This window comes from Yeosuana sp., from assembly GCF_057126245.1.
Map to the genome: position 1 here is coordinate 1 of NZ_DBNGMQ010000041.1, position 17,755 is coordinate 17,755.

The 17,755-nt window shown below is 34.6% G+C and carries 17 protein-coding genes; 7 read left to right on the plus strand and 10 right to left on the minus strand.

Annotated features, from left to right (window positions below; translation table 11 throughout):
- Positions 1-59: 59 nt before the first annotated feature.
- The 9 genes from rpsS to rpsL all read right to left on the minus strand — a co-directional run bounded on the left by rpsS (position 60) and on the right by rpsL (position 6,185).
- Positions 60-338: a 30S ribosomal protein S19 gene (gene rpsS, locus AC15TD_RS04120; RefSeq protein WP_027880209.1), complete on the minus strand. Its 279-nt coding sequence runs from the start codon at positions 336-338 to the stop codon at positions 60-62.
- Positions 339-341: 3 nt separating this feature from the next.
- Complete coding sequence (rplB, locus tag AC15TD_RS04125) at positions 342-1,169, minus strand: 50S ribosomal protein L2 (protein ID WP_484450869.1); 828 nt, start codon at positions 1,167-1,169, stop codon at positions 342-344.
- A gap of 10 nt (positions 1,170-1,179) precedes the next feature.
- A complete protein-coding gene (gene rplW, locus AC15TD_RS04130) occupies positions 1,180-1,470 on the minus strand; it encodes a 50S ribosomal protein L23 (protein WP_019386269.1) in 291 nt (96 codons plus the stop codon).
- Positions 1,471-1,475: 5 nt separating this feature from the next.
- Positions 1,476-2,105 (minus strand): 50S ribosomal protein L4, encoded by a 630-nt coding sequence (rplD, locus tag AC15TD_RS04135; protein ID WP_484450870.1) that lies wholly within the window; start codon positions 2,103-2,105, stop codon positions 1,476-1,478.
- Positions 2,105-2,722, minus strand: a complete 618-nt coding sequence (rplC, locus tag AC15TD_RS04140) for a 50S ribosomal protein L3 (RefSeq protein WP_484450871.1) — start codon at positions 2,720-2,722, stop codon at positions 2,105-2,107. Before rplC ends, rplD begins: the two co-directional genes overlap by 1 nt.
- Positions 2,723-2,861: 139 nt before the next feature.
- A complete protein-coding gene (gene rpsJ / locus AC15TD_RS04145; RefSeq protein WP_007650482.1) occupies positions 2,862-3,167 on the minus strand; it encodes a 30S ribosomal protein S10 in 306 nt (101 codons plus the stop codon).
- 11 nt (positions 3,168-3,178) lie between these two features.
- A complete protein-coding gene (gene fusA, locus AC15TD_RS04150) occupies positions 3,179-5,305 on the minus strand; it encodes an elongation factor G (RefSeq protein WP_484450872.1) in 2,127 nt (708 codons plus the stop codon).
- 6 nt (positions 5,306-5,311) lie between these two features.
- On the minus strand, positions 5,312-5,788 hold the full coding sequence (gene rpsG, locus AC15TD_RS04155) for a 30S ribosomal protein S7 (protein WP_484450873.1): 477 nt from the start codon (positions 5,786-5,788) through the stop codon (positions 5,312-5,314).
- 22 nt (positions 5,789-5,810) lie between these two features.
- The gene (gene rpsL, locus AC15TD_RS04160) at positions 5,811-6,185 is read right to left on the minus strand and encodes a 30S ribosomal protein S12 (protein WP_166967703.1); all 375 of its coding nucleotides are present in this window, start codon (positions 6,183-6,185) and stop codon (positions 5,811-5,813) included.
- A 179-nt stretch (positions 6,186-6,364) separates the two neighbouring features.
- Between rpsL and AC15TD_RS04165 the strand changes: the two genes are divergently transcribed.
- From AC15TD_RS04165 to rlmB, 7 genes are all read left to right on the plus strand, one after another.
- Positions 6,365-8,059: a POTRA domain-containing protein gene (locus tag AC15TD_RS04165; RefSeq protein ID WP_484450874.1), complete on the plus strand. Its 1,695-nt coding sequence runs from the start codon at positions 6,365-6,367 to the stop codon at positions 8,057-8,059.
- A 118-nt stretch (positions 8,060-8,177) separates the two neighbouring features.
- Positions 8,178-11,267 carry a SusC/RagA family TonB-linked outer membrane protein gene (locus tag AC15TD_RS04170; protein ID WP_484450875.1) on the plus strand — a complete coding sequence of 1,030 codons (3,090 nt, stop codon included), beginning with the start codon at positions 8,178-8,180 and terminating at the stop codon, positions 11,265-11,267.
- 19 nt (positions 11,268-11,286) lie between these two features.
- The gene (locus AC15TD_RS04175; RefSeq protein WP_484450876.1) at positions 11,287-12,771 is read left to right on the plus strand and encodes a SusD/RagB family nutrient-binding outer membrane lipoprotein; all 1,485 of its coding nucleotides are present in this window, start codon (positions 11,287-11,289) and stop codon (positions 12,769-12,771) included.
- A gap of 11 nt (positions 12,772-12,782) precedes the next feature.
- Positions 12,783-13,637 carry a hypothetical protein gene (locus AC15TD_RS04180; RefSeq protein WP_484450877.1) on the plus strand — a complete coding sequence of 285 codons (855 nt, stop codon included), beginning with the start codon at positions 12,783-12,785 and terminating at the stop codon, positions 13,635-13,637.
- A 20-nt stretch (positions 13,638-13,657) separates the two neighbouring features.
- Positions 13,658-14,455, plus strand: coding sequence for a hypothetical protein (locus tag AC15TD_RS04185; protein WP_484450878.1), 798 nt, complete (start codon positions 13,658-13,660; stop codon positions 14,453-14,455).
- Between the two features lie 80 nt (positions 14,456-14,535).
- Complete coding sequence (locus AC15TD_RS04190) at positions 14,536-16,155, plus strand: aryl-sulfate sulfotransferase (protein ID WP_484450879.1); 1,620 nt, start codon at positions 14,536-14,538, stop codon at positions 16,153-16,155.
- Positions 16,156-16,210: 55 nt separating this feature from the next.
- The gene (gene rlmB / locus AC15TD_RS04195; RefSeq protein WP_484450880.1) at positions 16,211-16,945 is read left to right on the plus strand and encodes a 23S rRNA (guanosine(2251)-2'-O)-methyltransferase RlmB; all 735 of its coding nucleotides are present in this window, start codon (positions 16,211-16,213) and stop codon (positions 16,943-16,945) included.
- Here the strand turns inward: rlmB and AC15TD_RS04200 are convergent.
- Entirely contained in the window at positions 16,942-17,670 is a 729-nt protein-coding gene (locus tag AC15TD_RS04200) for a rhomboid family intramembrane serine protease (protein WP_484450881.1), read from the minus strand. The two genes, rlmB and AC15TD_RS04200, sit on opposite strands and share 4 nt — an antisense overlap.
- Positions 17,671-17,755: the final 85 nt, after the last annotated feature.

A 17,755-nucleotide genomic window follows, 5' to 3' on the forward strand; every position in this document is an offset into this window, starting at 1 on the left:
TGTTTTTTTGCTTCCTTAATAGCGTCTGCCATTTGTTTTTTACGACTTCCCATAGCTTACTACTTTTTACCTTTATTTTTAGCACCTGCATGTCCACGGAATGAACGTGTTGGTGAAAATTCTCCTAATTTATGACCTACCATATTCTCAGTAACATATACTGGTACGAATTGACGGCCATTATGTACTGCTATTGTTTGTCCAACAAAATCTGGAGTAATCATACTGGCTCTTGACCAAGTCTTGATAACCGTCTTTTTGTTAGCTTCTACGTTTGCGGCTACCTTTTTCTCTAATTTATAATGAACGTAAGGTCCTTTTTTTAATGATCTTGCCATGTCTTATTTCTTTCTACGTTCTACAATATATTTATTACTTGACTTAGTCTTCGAACGGGTTCTGTAACCTTTAGCAGGTATACCGTTTCTAGAACGAGGATGTCCACCTGAAGATTTACCTTCACCACCACCCATCGGGTGATCTACTGGATTCATTACAACTGGTCTAGTCCGTGGTCTTCTTCCTAACCATCTTGTTCTACCTGCTTTACCACCAACTAATAATTGATGATCTGAGTTTGATACCACACCGATAGTAGCCATACAGTCAGCAAGAATCAATCTTGTTTCACCTGAAGGTAATTTAACGGTTGCAAATTTACCATCTCTTGCCATTAACTGAGCAAATGCTCCAGCACTACGAGCCATAACAGCTCCTTGTCCTGGGCGTAACTCTACGCAAGAGACAATAGTTCCTAATGGAATTTCACTTAAAGGCATTGCGTTTCCAATTTCTGGAGCAATACCTTCTTTACCAGATACTACATTTTGTCCAACCTGAAGTCCATTCTGAGCAATAATGTATCTTTTTTCACCATCTTGATAATTCAATAATGCGATAAAAGCGGTTCTGTTTGGATCGTATTGAATTGAAGCAATTTCACCAGGAATACCTGCTTTGTCTCTTTTAAAATCGATAATACGATACTTTTTCTTATGACCCCCACCTATATAGCGCATGGTCATTTTTCCTTGACTGTTTCTACCACCAGACCTTTTGTTCGGAACGAGTAAACTCTTTTCCGGCTTATCAGTAGTAATGGCGTCATAACCATTTACTACTCTAAATCGCTGTCCTGGTGTGATTGGTTTTAATTTTCTTACTGACATCTGTCTTTAATTACATGTTACTGTATAAATCAATCATTTCACCTTCCGCCAGTTGTACAATTGCCTTTTTAACAGCATTTGTTTTACCATGTTGAATACCTGTTTTTGTAAACTTAGTACTTCTATCTGGACGGACATTTATAGTACGAACTTTTTCAACAGAAACCCCATAAGCAGCCTCAACCGCTTTTTTAATTTCTACCTTGTTCGCCTTGGTATTCACTGCGAATGTATAGCAGTTTCTTAACTCGCTATCTGCTGTCGCTTTTTCTGTGATTATAGGTTTAATTAAGATACTCATGGTTTCTATTTACTTAAGTTTGTTTCAATTCCTGCTAAAGCTCCTTCTAAAAGCACTATTTGATTTGCATTTAAAATCTTATAAGTACTTAATTCTGAATTAGTTATAACTTCAGAGCTTTTTAAATTGCGCGATGACAAATATACATTATTATTTGACCCACCCAACACAAACAAAGATTTTTTGTTTTCTAGGTTTAAAGCCTTTAAAACTGCTGTAAAGTTTTTAGTTTTAACAGTATCGAAATTAAAGTCTTCCAATACCACAATTGATTGCTCTCCTGCTTTGATACTTAAAGCCGATTTACGTGCCAATCGCTTCACATTTTTATTAAGTTTAAAGCTGTAATTTCTTGGTCTAGGACCGAACATACGACCACCACCTTTAAATATACCAGACTTAATACTACCTGCTCTAGCCGTACCAGTTCCTTTTTGCTTTTTAATCTTACGAGTACTTCCAGAAATCTCAGCTCTCTCTTTCGATTTGTGAGTCCCTTGACGTTGGTTTGCTAAATATTGTTTAACATCCAAATATACTGCGTGATTATTAGGCTCAATAGCAAACACATCTTTAGAAAGGTCTGCCTTCCTACCTGTGTCTTTTCCGTTTAAATCTAAAACTGCTACTTTCATTATTTTCTAATAATTACATAAGAATTTTTATGCCCAGGTACACAACCTTTAACAACAAGTAGGTTCTTTTCAGCAACTACTTTTAAAACTCTTAAATTTTCAACTTGTACTTTTTCTCCACCCATTCTACCTGCCATTCGCATTCCTTTGAATACTCTTGATGGGTAAGAAGAAGCTCCTACTGAACCAGGTGCTCTTAAACGGTTATGCTGACCATGAGTCGCTTGACCCACACCACCAAAACCATGACGTTTTACAACGCCTTGAAAACCTTTTCCTTTTGATATACCTGATATATCAACAAATTCACCTTCTACAAAGTGCTCAACAGTGATAGCATCACCTAACTTGTACTCCTCCTCAAAACCTTTGAATTCTACGATTTTGCGTTTTACAGAAGTTCCTGCTTTTTTTGCGTGACCTAGATCAGCTTTAGTAGCACTTTTTTCTGTCGCGTCATCGAAACCTAATTGAACAGCTTCATAACCGTCAATTTCTTCAGTTCTGACTTGGGTAACGATACATGGTCCAGCTTCGATTACTGTACATGGCATATTTTTACCATTTTCATCGAAGATGCTGGTCATACCGATTTTTTTTCCAATTAACCCAGACATAATTATTTATTTAATTTATTACTTATTTATTTAAAAAAATTCAGGGTCAAAATACCTTCAACCCTGAATGTATTTTTACCGTTTTTCCTTCGCTCGCAGCTTAGGACATGTTTTCAAGGAAACCTCCTTGAGTTATTACTTATACTTTAATCTCTACTTCAACACCACTTGGCAATTCAAGTTTCATCAAAGCATCTATTGTTTTTGATGAAGAGCTGTAAATATCAAGTAATCTCTTGTATGAACTTAATTGAAATTGTTCTCTAGACTTTTTATTAACGTGAGGAGAACGTAATACAGTGAAAATTTTCTTATGTGTTGGTAAAGGAATTGGACCCGTTACAACAGCACCTGTACTTTTTACAGTTTTTACAATCTTATCTGCTGATTTATCAACTAAGTTATGATCGTAAGACTTTAATTTTATTCTGATTTTTTGACTCATTTCCTTAAATTTTAAGCTTCAATGCCTTTAGCTGCTTTTATTACTTCTTCAGATATATTTGAGGGTGTTTCAGCATAGTGTGAAAATTCCATAGTTGATGTTGCTCTACCAGAAGATAATGTTCTTAATGTTGTTACATAACCAAACATTTCTGATAATGGCACGGTAGCTTTTACAGTTTTCGCACCAGCTCTATCACCCATATCACTTACTTGTCCTCGACGACGGTTTAAGTCGCCTACAATATCACCCATATTTTCTTCAGGTGTAATTACTTCCAATTTCATAATTGGCTCCATAATTACAGCTTTTGCAGCTTTTGCAGCAGCTTTAAAACCTAATTTTGCAGCTAATTCAAATGATAGTTGATCCGAATCCACATCATGATAAGATCCATCATTTAATGTTACTTTCATAGCATCAACTTCGTATCCTGCTAATGGACCATTTACCATTGCCATTTTGAATCCTTTCTCAATTGAAGGGATAAATTCTTTAGGAACGTTACCACCTTTAATCGCAGATACAAATTCTAAACCTACTTTTCCTTCTTCTGCTGGCTCAAGTGTAAATACAATATCTGCAAATTTACCGCGACCACCAGATTGTTTCTTGTAAACTTCTCTATGATCAGCTTTACGCGTAATAGCCTCCTTATATTCTACTTGTGGTTGACCTTGGTTTACCTCAACTTTAAATTCACGTTTAAGACGATCAACAATAATATCTAAGTGAAGCTCACCCATTCCAGAAATAATAGTCTGCCCAGAAGCTTCATCAGTTCTCACAGTAAATGTTGGATCTTCTTCGGCAAGTTTAGATAAAGCCATTCCTAATTTATCAACATCAGCTTTTGTCTTAGGTTCAACCGCAATACCAATTACTGGATCTGGGAAATTCATAGACTCCAAAACAATAGGATGTTTTTCGTCAGACATGGTATCACCAGTCTTAATATCTTTAAATCCAACTGCTGCTCCAATATCTCCAGCCTCAATAAAATCGATAGCATTTTGTTTATTAGAGTGCATTTGGTAGATACGAGAAATACGTTCTTTTTTACCTGAACGATTGTTCAAAATATAAGAACCAGCATCTAAACGACCAGAATACGCTCTAAAGAAAGCTAAACGACCTACAAAAGGATCTGTTGCAATTTTAAAAGCTAAAGCTGCAAAAGGCTCTTTCACATCTGGCTTACGAAGTTCTTCTTTTTCAGTATCTGGATTAATTCCTATAATACCTTCTTTATCCATCGGAGAAGGCAAATAACGACATACAGCATCTAATAAAAACTGAACACCTTTATTTTTAAATGCAGAACCACAAATCATTGGAATGATAGACATATCCATTACAGCAGCTCTAAGTGCAGCATGCACTTCATCTTCTGTAATAGAATCTTCATCTTCCATATATTTTTCTAACAGATTCTCATCATAAGCGGCAACTTCTTCAATAAGTTTACCTCTCAATTCAGCAGCTTCTGCTTTTAATTCCTCAGGAATATCAATAACATCAAATGTAGCACCTTGTGTTTCATCATGCCAAATAATAGCACGGTTTTTCACTAAGTCAACGATACCTTTAAAATCTATCTCATCACCAATGTTCATAACAATTGGCACAGCGTTAGATCCTAACATATCTTTTACCTGTTGGCATACAGCCATAAAGTTCGCACCTTGACGGTCCATTTTATTTACGAAACCAATTCTTGGTACTTTATAGTTATCGGCTAGTCTCCAGTTAGTTTCAGATTGAGGCTCAACACCATCAACCGCACTAAACAAGAATACCAACCCATCTAATACACGCAATGAACGGTTTACTTCAACCGTAAAATCCACGTGACCAGGGGTGTCTATAATATTAAAATGATAGCTATTTGAATCATCAGTAGGCAAACCATTTTCTCTTGGGAATATCCACTCGCAGGTTGTAGCAGCAGACGTAATAGTAATACCACGCTCTTGCTCTTGCTCCATCCAGTCCATAGTTGCAGCACCATCATGCACTTCACCTATTTTATGAGAAACTCCCGTATAATAAAGTACACGCTCTGTTGTTGTTGTTTTACCAGCATCAATATGAGCTGCAATTCCTATATTTCTAGTTAATTTTAAATCTCTTGCCATTTCCTATTAAAATCTAAAGTGAGAGAATGCTTTATTTGCCTCTGCCATTTTATGAGTATCCACTCTTTTCTTAACAGCTGCTCCTTCTTCTTTAGCTGCTGCTAAAATTTCTGAAGCTAAACGTTGTGCCATAGATTTTTCGTTTCTTTTACGAGAATAGCCAATTAGCCATTTCATTGCAGTTGAAACTTTTCTGTCTGGACGAATTTGCATTGGTATTTGGAATGTTGCACCACCAACACGACGACTACGCACTTCTACGTGAGGCATCACATTCGACAACGCATCTTTCCAAGTTTCTAATGCTGTTTTTTCTTCGTCTGTTTTTTTGTCTTCTACAATATCAATTGCATCATAGAATACTTTAAAAGCTACAGACTTTTTACCATCCCACATCATCATATTAACGAAACGAGTTACTAACTGATCGTTAAAACGAGGATCCGGTAAAAGCGGTCTCTTTTTTGCTGCTCTTTTTCTCATGTCTTCTTCTTAAAGTTTTAAATTACTTCTTAGGGCGTTTAGCACCATACTTAGATCTACGTTGTGTTCTACCTGCAACACCTGCTGTGTCTAAAGCTCCACGAACGATGTGATATCTAACTCCTGGCAAATCTTTTACCCTTCCACCTCTAACCAATACTATCGAGTGCTCTTGTAGATTGTGTCCTTCTCCTGGAATGTACGCGTTTACTTCATTACCATTTGTCAACCTTACCCTTGCAACTTTACGCATTGCTGAATTTGGTTTTTTTGGTGTTGTTGTATAAACACGAGTACATACTCCACGTCTTTGAGGACAAGAATCTAAAGCAGCCGATTTACTCTTCTTGGTTATTTTGGCTCTTCCTGTTCTTACTAATTGTGAAATTGTTGGCATATATCTTATATGTTTTTTAAAATACCTCTTATTAGAGGGCTGCAAATGTAGAAATAAAAAAGTATTTTTCAAACCCTAAAAGATTAATTTTCAACAGAATTTAAAAATTAGCTCCCGCGATATATAAATAGTCTCGTATTTACGTTAGTTTTACTAAGCTTTATCCCATAATTTCAGCTGTGAAGAAAACATCATTTTTTATACTTACTTTTTACTTTGCTCTATTTTCTGAAGGAATATGTCAAAATTTAAACCTTAAAATTTATGGCAATACGGATGTTGAAAGCCAAATTATTGACTCCATAGGTTACAAAAAAAATCATGTCGATTACTACCTGCTGTCTTCTGAAATAGATACAATTCAAAAAAAACTATTTAAAGCTGGTTATATTGAAAATGAAGTTTCTAAAATTGAAAAGGAAAGTGACTCCATGTTCTCGGCAATAATTCAATTAAAAAAGAAATATGACAACATATATATATACTATACAAAAAATAGTTTTGATACCACACTACTTAATATAGTTACAAATAAGGTCTTTCCCCATTATTTTGAATTACCTATCGCTCGCATTGAAAGCTCTTTACGCTTTTTAAATACGCGAATAGCTAATAATGGATATCCATTTTCAAAATTAAGCTTGTCAAATATCAGAATTGAGAAAAATGACATTATAAAAGCCGATTTAACTTTGGTGTCTGAAAAAGAAAAAAGAAATATTAATACTATTAGACTAAAAGGGTATGATAAGTTTCCTAAATCGTATTTAAACCATTATTTAAAAATTAAACAGAACCAAGTCTTTAATTTAAGCACTATCAAACAAAAGGCACAACAATTAAATAACTTAAGGTTTGCCAAACAAATAAAATCTCCAGAAGTTTTATTTACAAAAGATTCTACCATATTATATATGTATATAGAAAAATCAAAAAGCAATACCTTCGATGGTTTTTTAGGTTTTGGCACTAACGAACAAACTAATAAGTTAGATTTTAATGGTTATTTAACTCTAAACCTTATTAATAATTTAAATTTCGGCGAGTCTTTTAGTTTAGAATATAAAAGCACTCAAAACAGTCAGAAATTTTTTAAGGCAGATATAAAAATGCCCTACTTTTTAAAAACGCCTATTGGTATAGACTTACAACTCTATCTTTTTAAACAAGATTCTTCATTTAATACCGTAAATCAATCTGTAAAGATTAATTATCAAATCAATTCAAAACACACCATATATACGGGTATCAAATCTACAGAATCAAATAATTTATTAAAGCTTGGTTCAAGCACTGCCATTTCTGATTATAAATCAAACTATTTTTCATTAGGGTATCAATTTACAAATCCTCAATATGACAATTTACTTTTCCCAATAAATTCTAAGTTGTATTTAGAATCTAATTTAGGAAGAAGGAAGAATTCAGATTCATCAGAAAAACAAACACTTTTAAGCATTGAAAGCTTTAAAATTTTTAATCTTAACGATAAAAATAGTATTTATTTAAACGTAAGCGGGTCAAGTTTGCTTTCTGACAGCTTTTTTGAAAATGAACTCTTTAGGTTTGGAGGCATTAACTCCGTAAGAGGGTTTCAGGAAAATAGTATAACAGCGTCGTCTTACGGATTTATTAATTCCGAATACAGATACCAACTAAACCCTAATATATATATACATTCTATTATCGATGTTGCTTCTTTTGAAAATAAAATCACAAATATCAAAGAGAAATTATTTGCCTACGGTTTTGGTTTTGGTATTTTATCTAATGCAGGTTTATTAAAGCTAAATTACGCCAACGGAAAAACAAATAATCAAAATTTTAAATTCTCAAATTCTCAGCTTCATCTTAGTTTTACCTCTAATTTCTAGCGATTTAAATTACAAATCTGATTTTTTTTCAAGGGAAAGGTAAATTTTAACCTAAAATTATTGTTTAATTAACTTTTTATTATGATTTTTGGCATTGACTAATTCAAATAATTATAAAATGAAAACAAAGTTTAGTGGAATTCTAACGCTATTCCTAGCGTTTGTTGTGCAATTAACGTTTGCACAAGAAAAAACTATTTCAGGTATCGTATCAGATAATTCTGGTTTACCATTACCTGGGGTTAACATTGTAGTAAAAGGAACAACTAACGGTACACAATCAGATTTTGATGGAAATTATTCCATTAAAGCAAGTGCAGGTAGCGTTCTTGTTTTTAGCTACATTGGGCAAAAAACCCAAAACATAACAGTAGGAGCGTCCAATACTATTAACGTAGTCCTTTTGGAAGATGCTGCGGTTTTAGATGAAGTAGTAGTTACAGCTCTTGGTATTAGCCGACAAAAGAAATCGCTTACTTACCAAGCAGAAAAGGTAGATAACGATCGCTTAATTGTAGTTGCGCCTACTAGAGCATCTAGCGCACTAGCTGGTAAAGTTGCAGGACTTCAAATTAACGTTCAGAGTAACGGTGTAAATCCAAGTACTCAAATCTTATTAAGAGGTTTACGTTCAATAAGTCAAAACAACTCGGCTTTAATTGTAATAGATGGAGCTATAGCATCTCAAGGTGCTTTTGATGATTTAAACCCAAATGATATTGAGAGTTTAAACGTACTTAAGGGGGCAACAGCTGCCGCTCTTTACGGGTCTCAAGCAGGTAACGGGGCTATTATTGTTGAAACAAAAAGAGGTAAAACTGGTGAGTCTTTTAAAGTAGGTCTTACATCAGCCACAACCATGGAACAAGTTGCTTATATGCCTAGATTCCAAACTGAGTATGGTACAGGATGGCAAGGTGCTTATGACCCTGTTGAAAACACAAACTGGGGACCTCGTTTTGACGGTACGTTAAGACAAATTGGACCTACATTCCCAGAAGGTTATCCATTATCAACGCAAATGGTACCTTATGCTCCAGTAAAAGATAACTTATTAAATTTCTTTGATACTGGTTTTACTTTCCAAAACACACTTTACGCTACTGCTGGTAGTGAAAATAGTAGTTTATATATCTCTGTAGGTGATCAAAAAACAAGTGGTATTGTTCCAGATGACAGGTACAAAAGAAATACATTAAGAGTTAATGCTTCAAAAAAATTAGGTGATTTATCATTGAGTTTTTCATCTAACTATTTAAGAGATAGTCAAAATGTTGTTGGTGGATCAATTGGAGATCAAAACCGACCACTTTATTGGTTTATCTTAAATACGTCTGCAAACATTCCGTTATCTAGTTATAGAGATTGGGATAACCCAGAAAGTTATGCGTATTCAGACAATTATTATAATGCTTATTACCAAAATCCATATTGGGCCATTGGTACTAACAGAAATATAAGTAGATCAAGCAGATTAACTGCAAACATTACTGCTACATACGATATTACTGACAATGTAAACTTCACTACTCGTTTGGGTATCAACACCGGAAATGGTTTTGGAAAAAACTGGAGAGCAGCTCAAACTTATGATTCTGCGTTACAACCAGCACACTCAGATGTGTCATCTTTTGTAACAGACAGAGAAAACTCTTATACCACCTACACGACAGAGGGTATATTTCAAGGTAAGTTTGATTTCTCATCTGATATTACTTTACAGGCTGTTGCAGGTGCAGTAAACACTACTCAAGTATCAAGATCTAGCGCTATAGCTGTAGTTAACTTAAGTATTCCTGATTTTTACGATGTTTCGAACGGAACAGGACAACCTAACGTTGGTGTCAATGAATCAGAAAAAAGAACGTATGGTTTCTTTACGGATTTAAACTTTGGTTTTAAAGAGTTTATATATTTAAACTTCTCAGGAAGGTATGATTTCACTTCTACACTTCCAACTGGAGATAACAGTTATTTCTACCCTGCATTTGGTGCAAACGTGATTTTAACGGAGGCAATTCCTGATCTTAAAAGTGACTTTTTATCGTTCTTGAAAGTTACTGGAAGTAATTCAACAGTATATAATGATTTAGGTCCATATGCAACCAACGAAACTTTTGGTCAATCTGGAGGATTCCCGTTTGGTTCATTAAACGGATTTGCTCAAACGGGTACAGCTGTTGATGCAGGTCTTACAAAAGAAAAAATTAACACAACAGAATTTGGTTTAAACGCCAGATTTTTAAAAAACCGTATTACTTTAGATGCAGCGTACTTTATAACTAAATCTACCGATTTAATTACTTTTACTACACCATCTATTACTTCTGGAGCAAATGCATTCCTTACAAATATTGGTGAAATAGAAGGTACAGGATATGAAATCTCTTTAGGAGGTACTGTATTAAAAACTGATGATTTCTCTTGGGATCTTCAAGTTAACTATACTCATAACGAGCAAACGGTTAATGAAATATCTGAAGGTGTAAATGAAGTAACTGTTACAAGTAATGGTGAAGTTGGAATTTTTGCTACTGTAGGTGAAAATTTCCCACTAATGAAAGCGACCTCATATGTTAGAGATCCTGAAGGAAGAATTGTTGTTGATGGTACTAGTGGTAACCCTTTAGTTGGTGAACTTAAAAACATGGGAACAACAACTCCAGACTATATCATTGGTTTATTCTCTACTATTAATTATAAGGGCTTTAGTTTAACTGCTACTATGGATTATAGAACCGGACATGTTTATTATGAGCAAGGTTCAGATGCCATGGAATTTACTGGTAGATCAATTGAGTCGGTTTCTGCAAACAGACAAGATTTTGTTTTACCTAATTCTGTAATTGAATCCAGTCCTGGGGTATTTGTTCCAAATACAAACGTGCCGATAACAGATGGTAGACAAGACTATTGGACAAATACTTACAATGAGATTAAAGAAAATTATGTTAAAGATGCTACCGCATTCAAAATTAGAGAACTTGCATTAAACTATAGATTCTCTCAAGAATTTCTAGGAAAATCTGCTGTGAAAGCATTAACCGTTGGATTTATAGGTAGAAACCTGTTTACCTGGTTACCTGCTGAAAACAGTTTCTCTGATCCAGAATTTAACAACAGTAACAGTAATGCTATTGGTATTGGTGGTTATTTTCAATCTCCTCCAACTAAATCTTACGGTTTAAGTGTTAACATTGAGTTTTAATTAAAAAAAAGAATTAGAAATGAAAAATATTTTTATAACAGTCAAAATACTAGTAGTCTTTGTATTACTAGGATCTTGTAGCGAAAATTATTTGGATGTAAATACAGACCCAAATAATCCGGTAACAGTTAGCCCAAACCTAATTTTACCAGTGGCTTTAAATTATACGGCCATTATTGAAGAACGTGACCGTGGGCAAAATCACTTAGGAAATATGTTCATGGGTGCATGGAGTCAATCTGATGGATTCTCTTGGTACAATGATGAATTCCTTTATTTAGTAACACCTTCTTTTTATCAACAAATTTTCGACTATACTTACGGAAATGTTTTAAAACAATATAAAGGTTTAGAAACTCTTGAAGGCGAACAATATGGTTACTATAAAGCCATTTCGAAAATAATGCAAGCCATGCATTTTCAAATATTAGTTGATACTTATGGCGATGTGCCATATTCTGAAGCATTATTAAGGGGAGAAAATCCTACTCCAAAATATGACGATGCTCTTGAAATTTATGAAGCTTTAATCGTTCAATTAACAGAGGCTATTGACTTAATTAATGCTGCTGATGATTTCGCCGGATCTGTAGTTCCTGGTAATGATGATGGCATATTTAACGGAGATATGGATGATTGGAAAAAATTTGCCAATACTCTTAAATTAAGAATATTAGTTCGTCAATCTGATATGTCTGGCAGATCTGGTTACATTCAATCAGAGTTTGATGCTATTGCTGCAGAGGGATCTGGGTTTATGAATAGCGATGTTACCATTAATATTGGGTATAACCAAACAGCTAATCAACAAAATCGTAAATGGAATGATTTTGGGCAAGATGTTGCAGGAAGCAACAGACTTACTAACGATGCCACTTGTGCTACACCTTATATATTAAATAAATTAGCTTCTACTAATGATGGTCGATTAGATTTCTTATTTGAGGAGCCAGAAAGTGGTCACTTAGGAGTAATTCAAGGCCTTCAAGATTACGATGTTCCAGTTGTAGATCAATATATTCCTGCTAATGTTTCAAACATCGGACCTGGGATATTAAAGTCTCCTGAACAAAGTTCAGTAATCTATACGGCTGCAGAATCTTATTTTAACAGAGCAGAAGCAGCTTTAAAGGGTTATATTTCAAGTGATCCACAAACCATGTATGAAGCTGGTATTCAAGCATCATTCGACTATTTAGGTGCAGGCGATGCAACTACGTATTACAACCAAAACATTGCTAATGTAAGATGGTCTAGTTCTTCGGATAAACAAGAAGCTATTATAAACCAGAAATATTTAGGGCTTTTAGGTATAAATGCATTACAAAGTTGGTTTGATTATAACCGTACTGGTTTCCCTTCGGATGTTCCAGTATCCATACTATCGCCAAAACCTGATAGACCTGTAAGGTTATATTATCCATCAAGTGAAATCACTTCAAATGGATTAAATTTACCTACTCAACCAGACGCATTTACAAGTAAAATATTTTGGGCAAATTAAAAAAAAAAATTATGAAAAATTATTTTAATAAACTAGTTATTTTCGGGTTCGCTCTGATTATGACTTCTTGTCTTGTTGATGACGAGACGAGATCAGATTTAAACGATCAAGGTCCTCTATTGGCTGGGTTCACTTCAACTAGCCAAACTATCTCAGGAATTTCTAATGGCGATACGTATCCCAATGAAATTAAAATGGAAGTGAAAGGACCAGCAATTGAAGAGTTTCAAGGTGACGTTGCTGTTACAGTAGCTGTAAACACAGCATTGTCTACAGCAATTGAAGGAACACACTTTAGCTTTCCTTCAAAAACAATTACTTTATCTAGATCAAGTAATTACACTGGTAAATTACCTGTCACGTTACTTACAGAAGGTATTGTTGCACCTTTAGATGTAAGCCCAGTACTCTATTTAGATGTAGTTAGTGCTGATGGATCTAATGTAGTTAATAACGGAAAACAAATTAAAATTACGTTTAACTATTTATGTTTCTCGAACCTTGCAGGTACTTATGATGTAGAAATGCACTATATAAATACAGGCGCTGGTATAGATAGATTTATTTATGGTGAAGATGAAATTGTAGAAACTGCACCAGGCGAATACAGAGCACAAAGAGTCGCATATTGGGAGCTTGAAGGTGGCCCAGGCGCTATAGGTGGAACAAATGGATATACGTTCTATGATGTATGTAATGCCATTACAATACCAGCTCAGAATTTAGTGGAATTGTATTCAAATATCGTTGAAGGAGTTATTGGTAATAGCTTTGTTAATCCGGAAACAGGTGTTATTTATTTTGAATATACTGTTTGCTTTGGTGGTGCTTGTAGAGAATTCTTTGTATTCTATACACCTAAATAATTAATTAATATAATACACATATGAAAAATATAAAATTCTTAATATATTCGGCCATAGTAACGTTATTCTTTTTTGGTTGTGACGTTGAATCAGCGAAACAGGATGCTGAGCCGATAGCTGGGACGGACAATTATCCAATCCCATCATTTACAATTACTACTGGCCCTACAACCATTAATGAGTTCGATGAGCCTGAGTTTACTTATACCGTAACATTAGATAGAGCTACAAAACAAAATATTGATTTTAGCTTTGTGCAAACTGGAGGTACAGCAACGCTGCATGATGACTACGACGTAGTTAATGCGACTATTCCTGCTTATGAAACGACTGCAACGATGACTGTAATGATTCATAATGACACTGAAGTTGAAGGTGATGAAACGTTATCTTTAACTATTGAAAGTGGTCCATCATTGGCAAACAAATATCTTGTGAGCCCTTCAGCATCTTATCCAACACTTGATCTTACAATTATAGATTGGGAATTTTGTATCTTTACGTTAGAAACTTCTGATACTTATGGAGATGGATGGAACGGTGGTTATATAGAATTCATCATGGACGGTGTTTCTTCAGAATATAGCGCAGACGATGATGTAGCTGATGTTTATGAAATAGCAGTTACTGATGGCGCAGATTTTTCATTCACGTATGTTTCTGGCGGGGGTGGATTCTGTGGTGGTCCAGGATATGAATGTGAGAACTACTTCAAATTAACTACTCCTGACGGAACAGTTTATGAAGAAGGTTCAACGGACTATTCAGCAGCACCAACAGAAGGTGTTATTGTCGCGGGGACTAACAATTGCCCCTAATATTTTAAATACCTTATTAATACTATAATATGTTAAAAAAGCCACCTTTATTGGTGGCTTTTTTTTATAAACACTACATAATGAAACGCTATTTAATTATACTCATGCAATTTTTGTGTCTAAGTATATTTTCACAAAATACGGTAGGAGTTATTTCGTCAAGTTTAGAGGCTTATAATGGTTATACGTTATTTTATCCATACTTTTCATCATCAACATATCTCATTAATAACTGTGGGCAAATAGTTCATCAATGGCAAAGTGCGTATACCCCGGCAGCCTCCTGCTACCTTCTTGAAAACGGAAATTTACTGCGAACAGGAAAAATTCCTAATTCTTCCATAACGTTCGGTGGTGTTGGAGGTAAAATTGAACTATTTGATTGGGATGGTAATTTGCTTTGGGAATATACATATTCGACCTCTGAATACACACAGCATCATGACATTTTCCCAATGCCAAACGGAAATATTTTAATGCTTGCCGTATCAACGATTAACAGTGTTGATGCCATCGAAATGGGAAGAGATCCTTCAGCAATATTAGAAGGAAAAATATATAACGAACAAATTGTAGAATTACAACCAGTTGGAACCAACCAAGCAAATATAGTTTGGGAATGGAATATACAAGATCACTTAATTCAAGATTTTGATGTATCAAAAAATAATTATGGCATTATTAAAGATCACCCCGAACTTTTAGATATAAATTTTCTAAATAATAATCCCGGAAATGCTAATTGGCTTCACGCCAATTCCATTCATTATAATGCTATTTTAGATCAAATTGTATTAAGCTCTCGACTATTAAGTGAAATTTATATTATCGATCACTCCACGACTACTTCTGAAGCTGCGTCTCACTCAGGTGGTCTGTATGGAAAAGGCGGGGACTTTCTATATAGATGGGGAAACCCCATATCTCATGATTTTGGAAATGAAGCTGATTGTAATTTATTTGATCAACACTATCCGCATTGGATTCCTGATGGATTGAACGATGCTGGAAAGTTAATGATTTTTAATAATGCCGTTACCCCGAGAAGCTCTGCGGTCGATATTATTACGCCAACAACTACAGCGCCTGGTGTTTATACGTTTGACCCAATTTTAGGCTTTGGTCCTTCTGTTTCAGACTGGACTTATGAAGCCCCTAATCCAACAGATTTCTTTTCATCTATTCTTTCCAGTGCACAAAGGTTACCCAATGGCAACACGCTTATATGTGATGGTGACTCTGGATATTTGTTTGAACTTGATCAATCTAACAATATTGTTTGGGAATATGTTAATCCTGACGACGTTAATGGCATCCTATCGCAAGGTGAAATACCTGTTGCTAATTTTCTATTTCGTGCAAAAAAATATGCGCCTGATTTTGCAGCTTTTACCGGAAGAGATTTAACATCTGGAAATCAAATTGAATTAAACCCTAATTCAGATGCTTGTACAACTTTAGGTATTACAGACCTTGCTTTTTCAGATATTAAAATATTTCCTAACCCGTCATCAAATGTCTTTAATATTAACACGACCCTTTCTATTAACAAAATTGAGTTGTATGACTCCTTAGGACAATTGGTAAGGGAGCAAGAAAACACGACCCGTATTGAAGCTCACCACTTAAAAAGCGGCATGTACTTTTTAAAAATTTATTCTGAAAACGCATATGTCTATAAAAAAATTATTAAAAATTAATAATGTCATTTAAAAACCACTCCTTTTAAGAGTGGTTTTTTTATACCTTTACCACATGCAAGAACAAACTCAAATATTTGGAATTAGAGCTATTATAGAAGCTATTAGTTCCAATGAAACCATAGATAAAGTTTTTTTACAAAAAGGGTTAAAAGGTGAACTTTTTACTGAATTAGAAAGCTTGTTAAGAAAAAATGCCATCAATTCATCGTATGTACCGGTTGAAAAACTTAACCGTTTAACCAAAGGAAATCATCAGGGCGCCGTTGCTCAGATTTCACCCATTGAGTTTCATGATATAGAACAACTGGTTTTAAGTGTGATAGAATCTGGCAAAACACCCTTATTCCTTTTGCTAGATCAATTAAGTGATGTTAGAAATTTTGGTGCCATTATTAGAACGGCAGAATGTACGGGCGTAGACGGTATTATTATACAAAAAAAAGGAGGGGCTCCTGTTAATGGCGATACTATTAAAACCAGTGCAGGCGCCGTTTTTAAAGTTCCTATCTGTAAAGTTGATCATATTAAAGATGCCGTTTTTTATATGCAGGCCTCTGGAATTAGAGTTATTGCTGCCACTGAAAAAACAGATAATACATTGTATGACGTATCTTTTAAAGAACCATGTGCTATTATTATGGGTTCTGAAGGCCGAGGTATTAATCCATCCATTTTAAAAGTAGTTGACGATAAAGCGAAACTACCTTTACTTGGAGAGATAGAATCTTTAAATGTTTCCGTTGCTTGTGGTGCCTTTTTATATGAAGTACTTAGGCAACGCCTTTAATCTTTATTCTCTTTGTAATTGTATTTTATTGTAGGCTCCTGCTCCTGCTCTATCTCGGGTTCTCGATGCTCAATAAAATTTCCGTTTTCATCAAAATGCCTTAAAAAAGGATCGTCTTGTTCATTATAATAGTCTTCTTCCCAAATATATTTTTTAGGTTTTGGTATTTTTCTTTTAAAAAATAAGGCAAAAAAGAACCCAGTTATTAATCCTGCTAAATGGCCTTCCCAAGAGATGTTTCCATCTACTGGAAAAATATACCAAATCATGCTTCCGTAAAGAAAAACAACTAATAGCGATAAGGCTATTAACCTATAATATTTCGTAAAAACCCCTTTAAAAAAAATAAAACTTATTAATACATAAATTAATCCGCTGGCACCAATATGGTATGATGGTCTGGCTATACACCAGGTTAAAAATCCGGATATTAAAATCCCGAAAAAGATAATTTTCCAGGCAATTGGCCTATAAAAATAGAACAAAGCCATAGATAGGACCAATAACGGAATGCTATTATGATAAATATGTTGAATATCCCCATGTATAAATGGGCTAAAAATAATACCCCTTAATCCTTTTATCTCTTGTGGATAAATACCGAATTTTGAAAAATTAAACCCAAAACGTACTTCAAACCAGAAGACTATCCATATAAACAGCACAAAAAATAATGGATATGCCACGACTCCCAAGCTGAAATTAAAATGATGATGACTTTTCATGGAAACTAAGATAACAAATAGTAATCCAACTGCGCTCTTAATGCTAAATTGGCAGATATCCCTGCGTGAGTGATTAAAGCGGTAT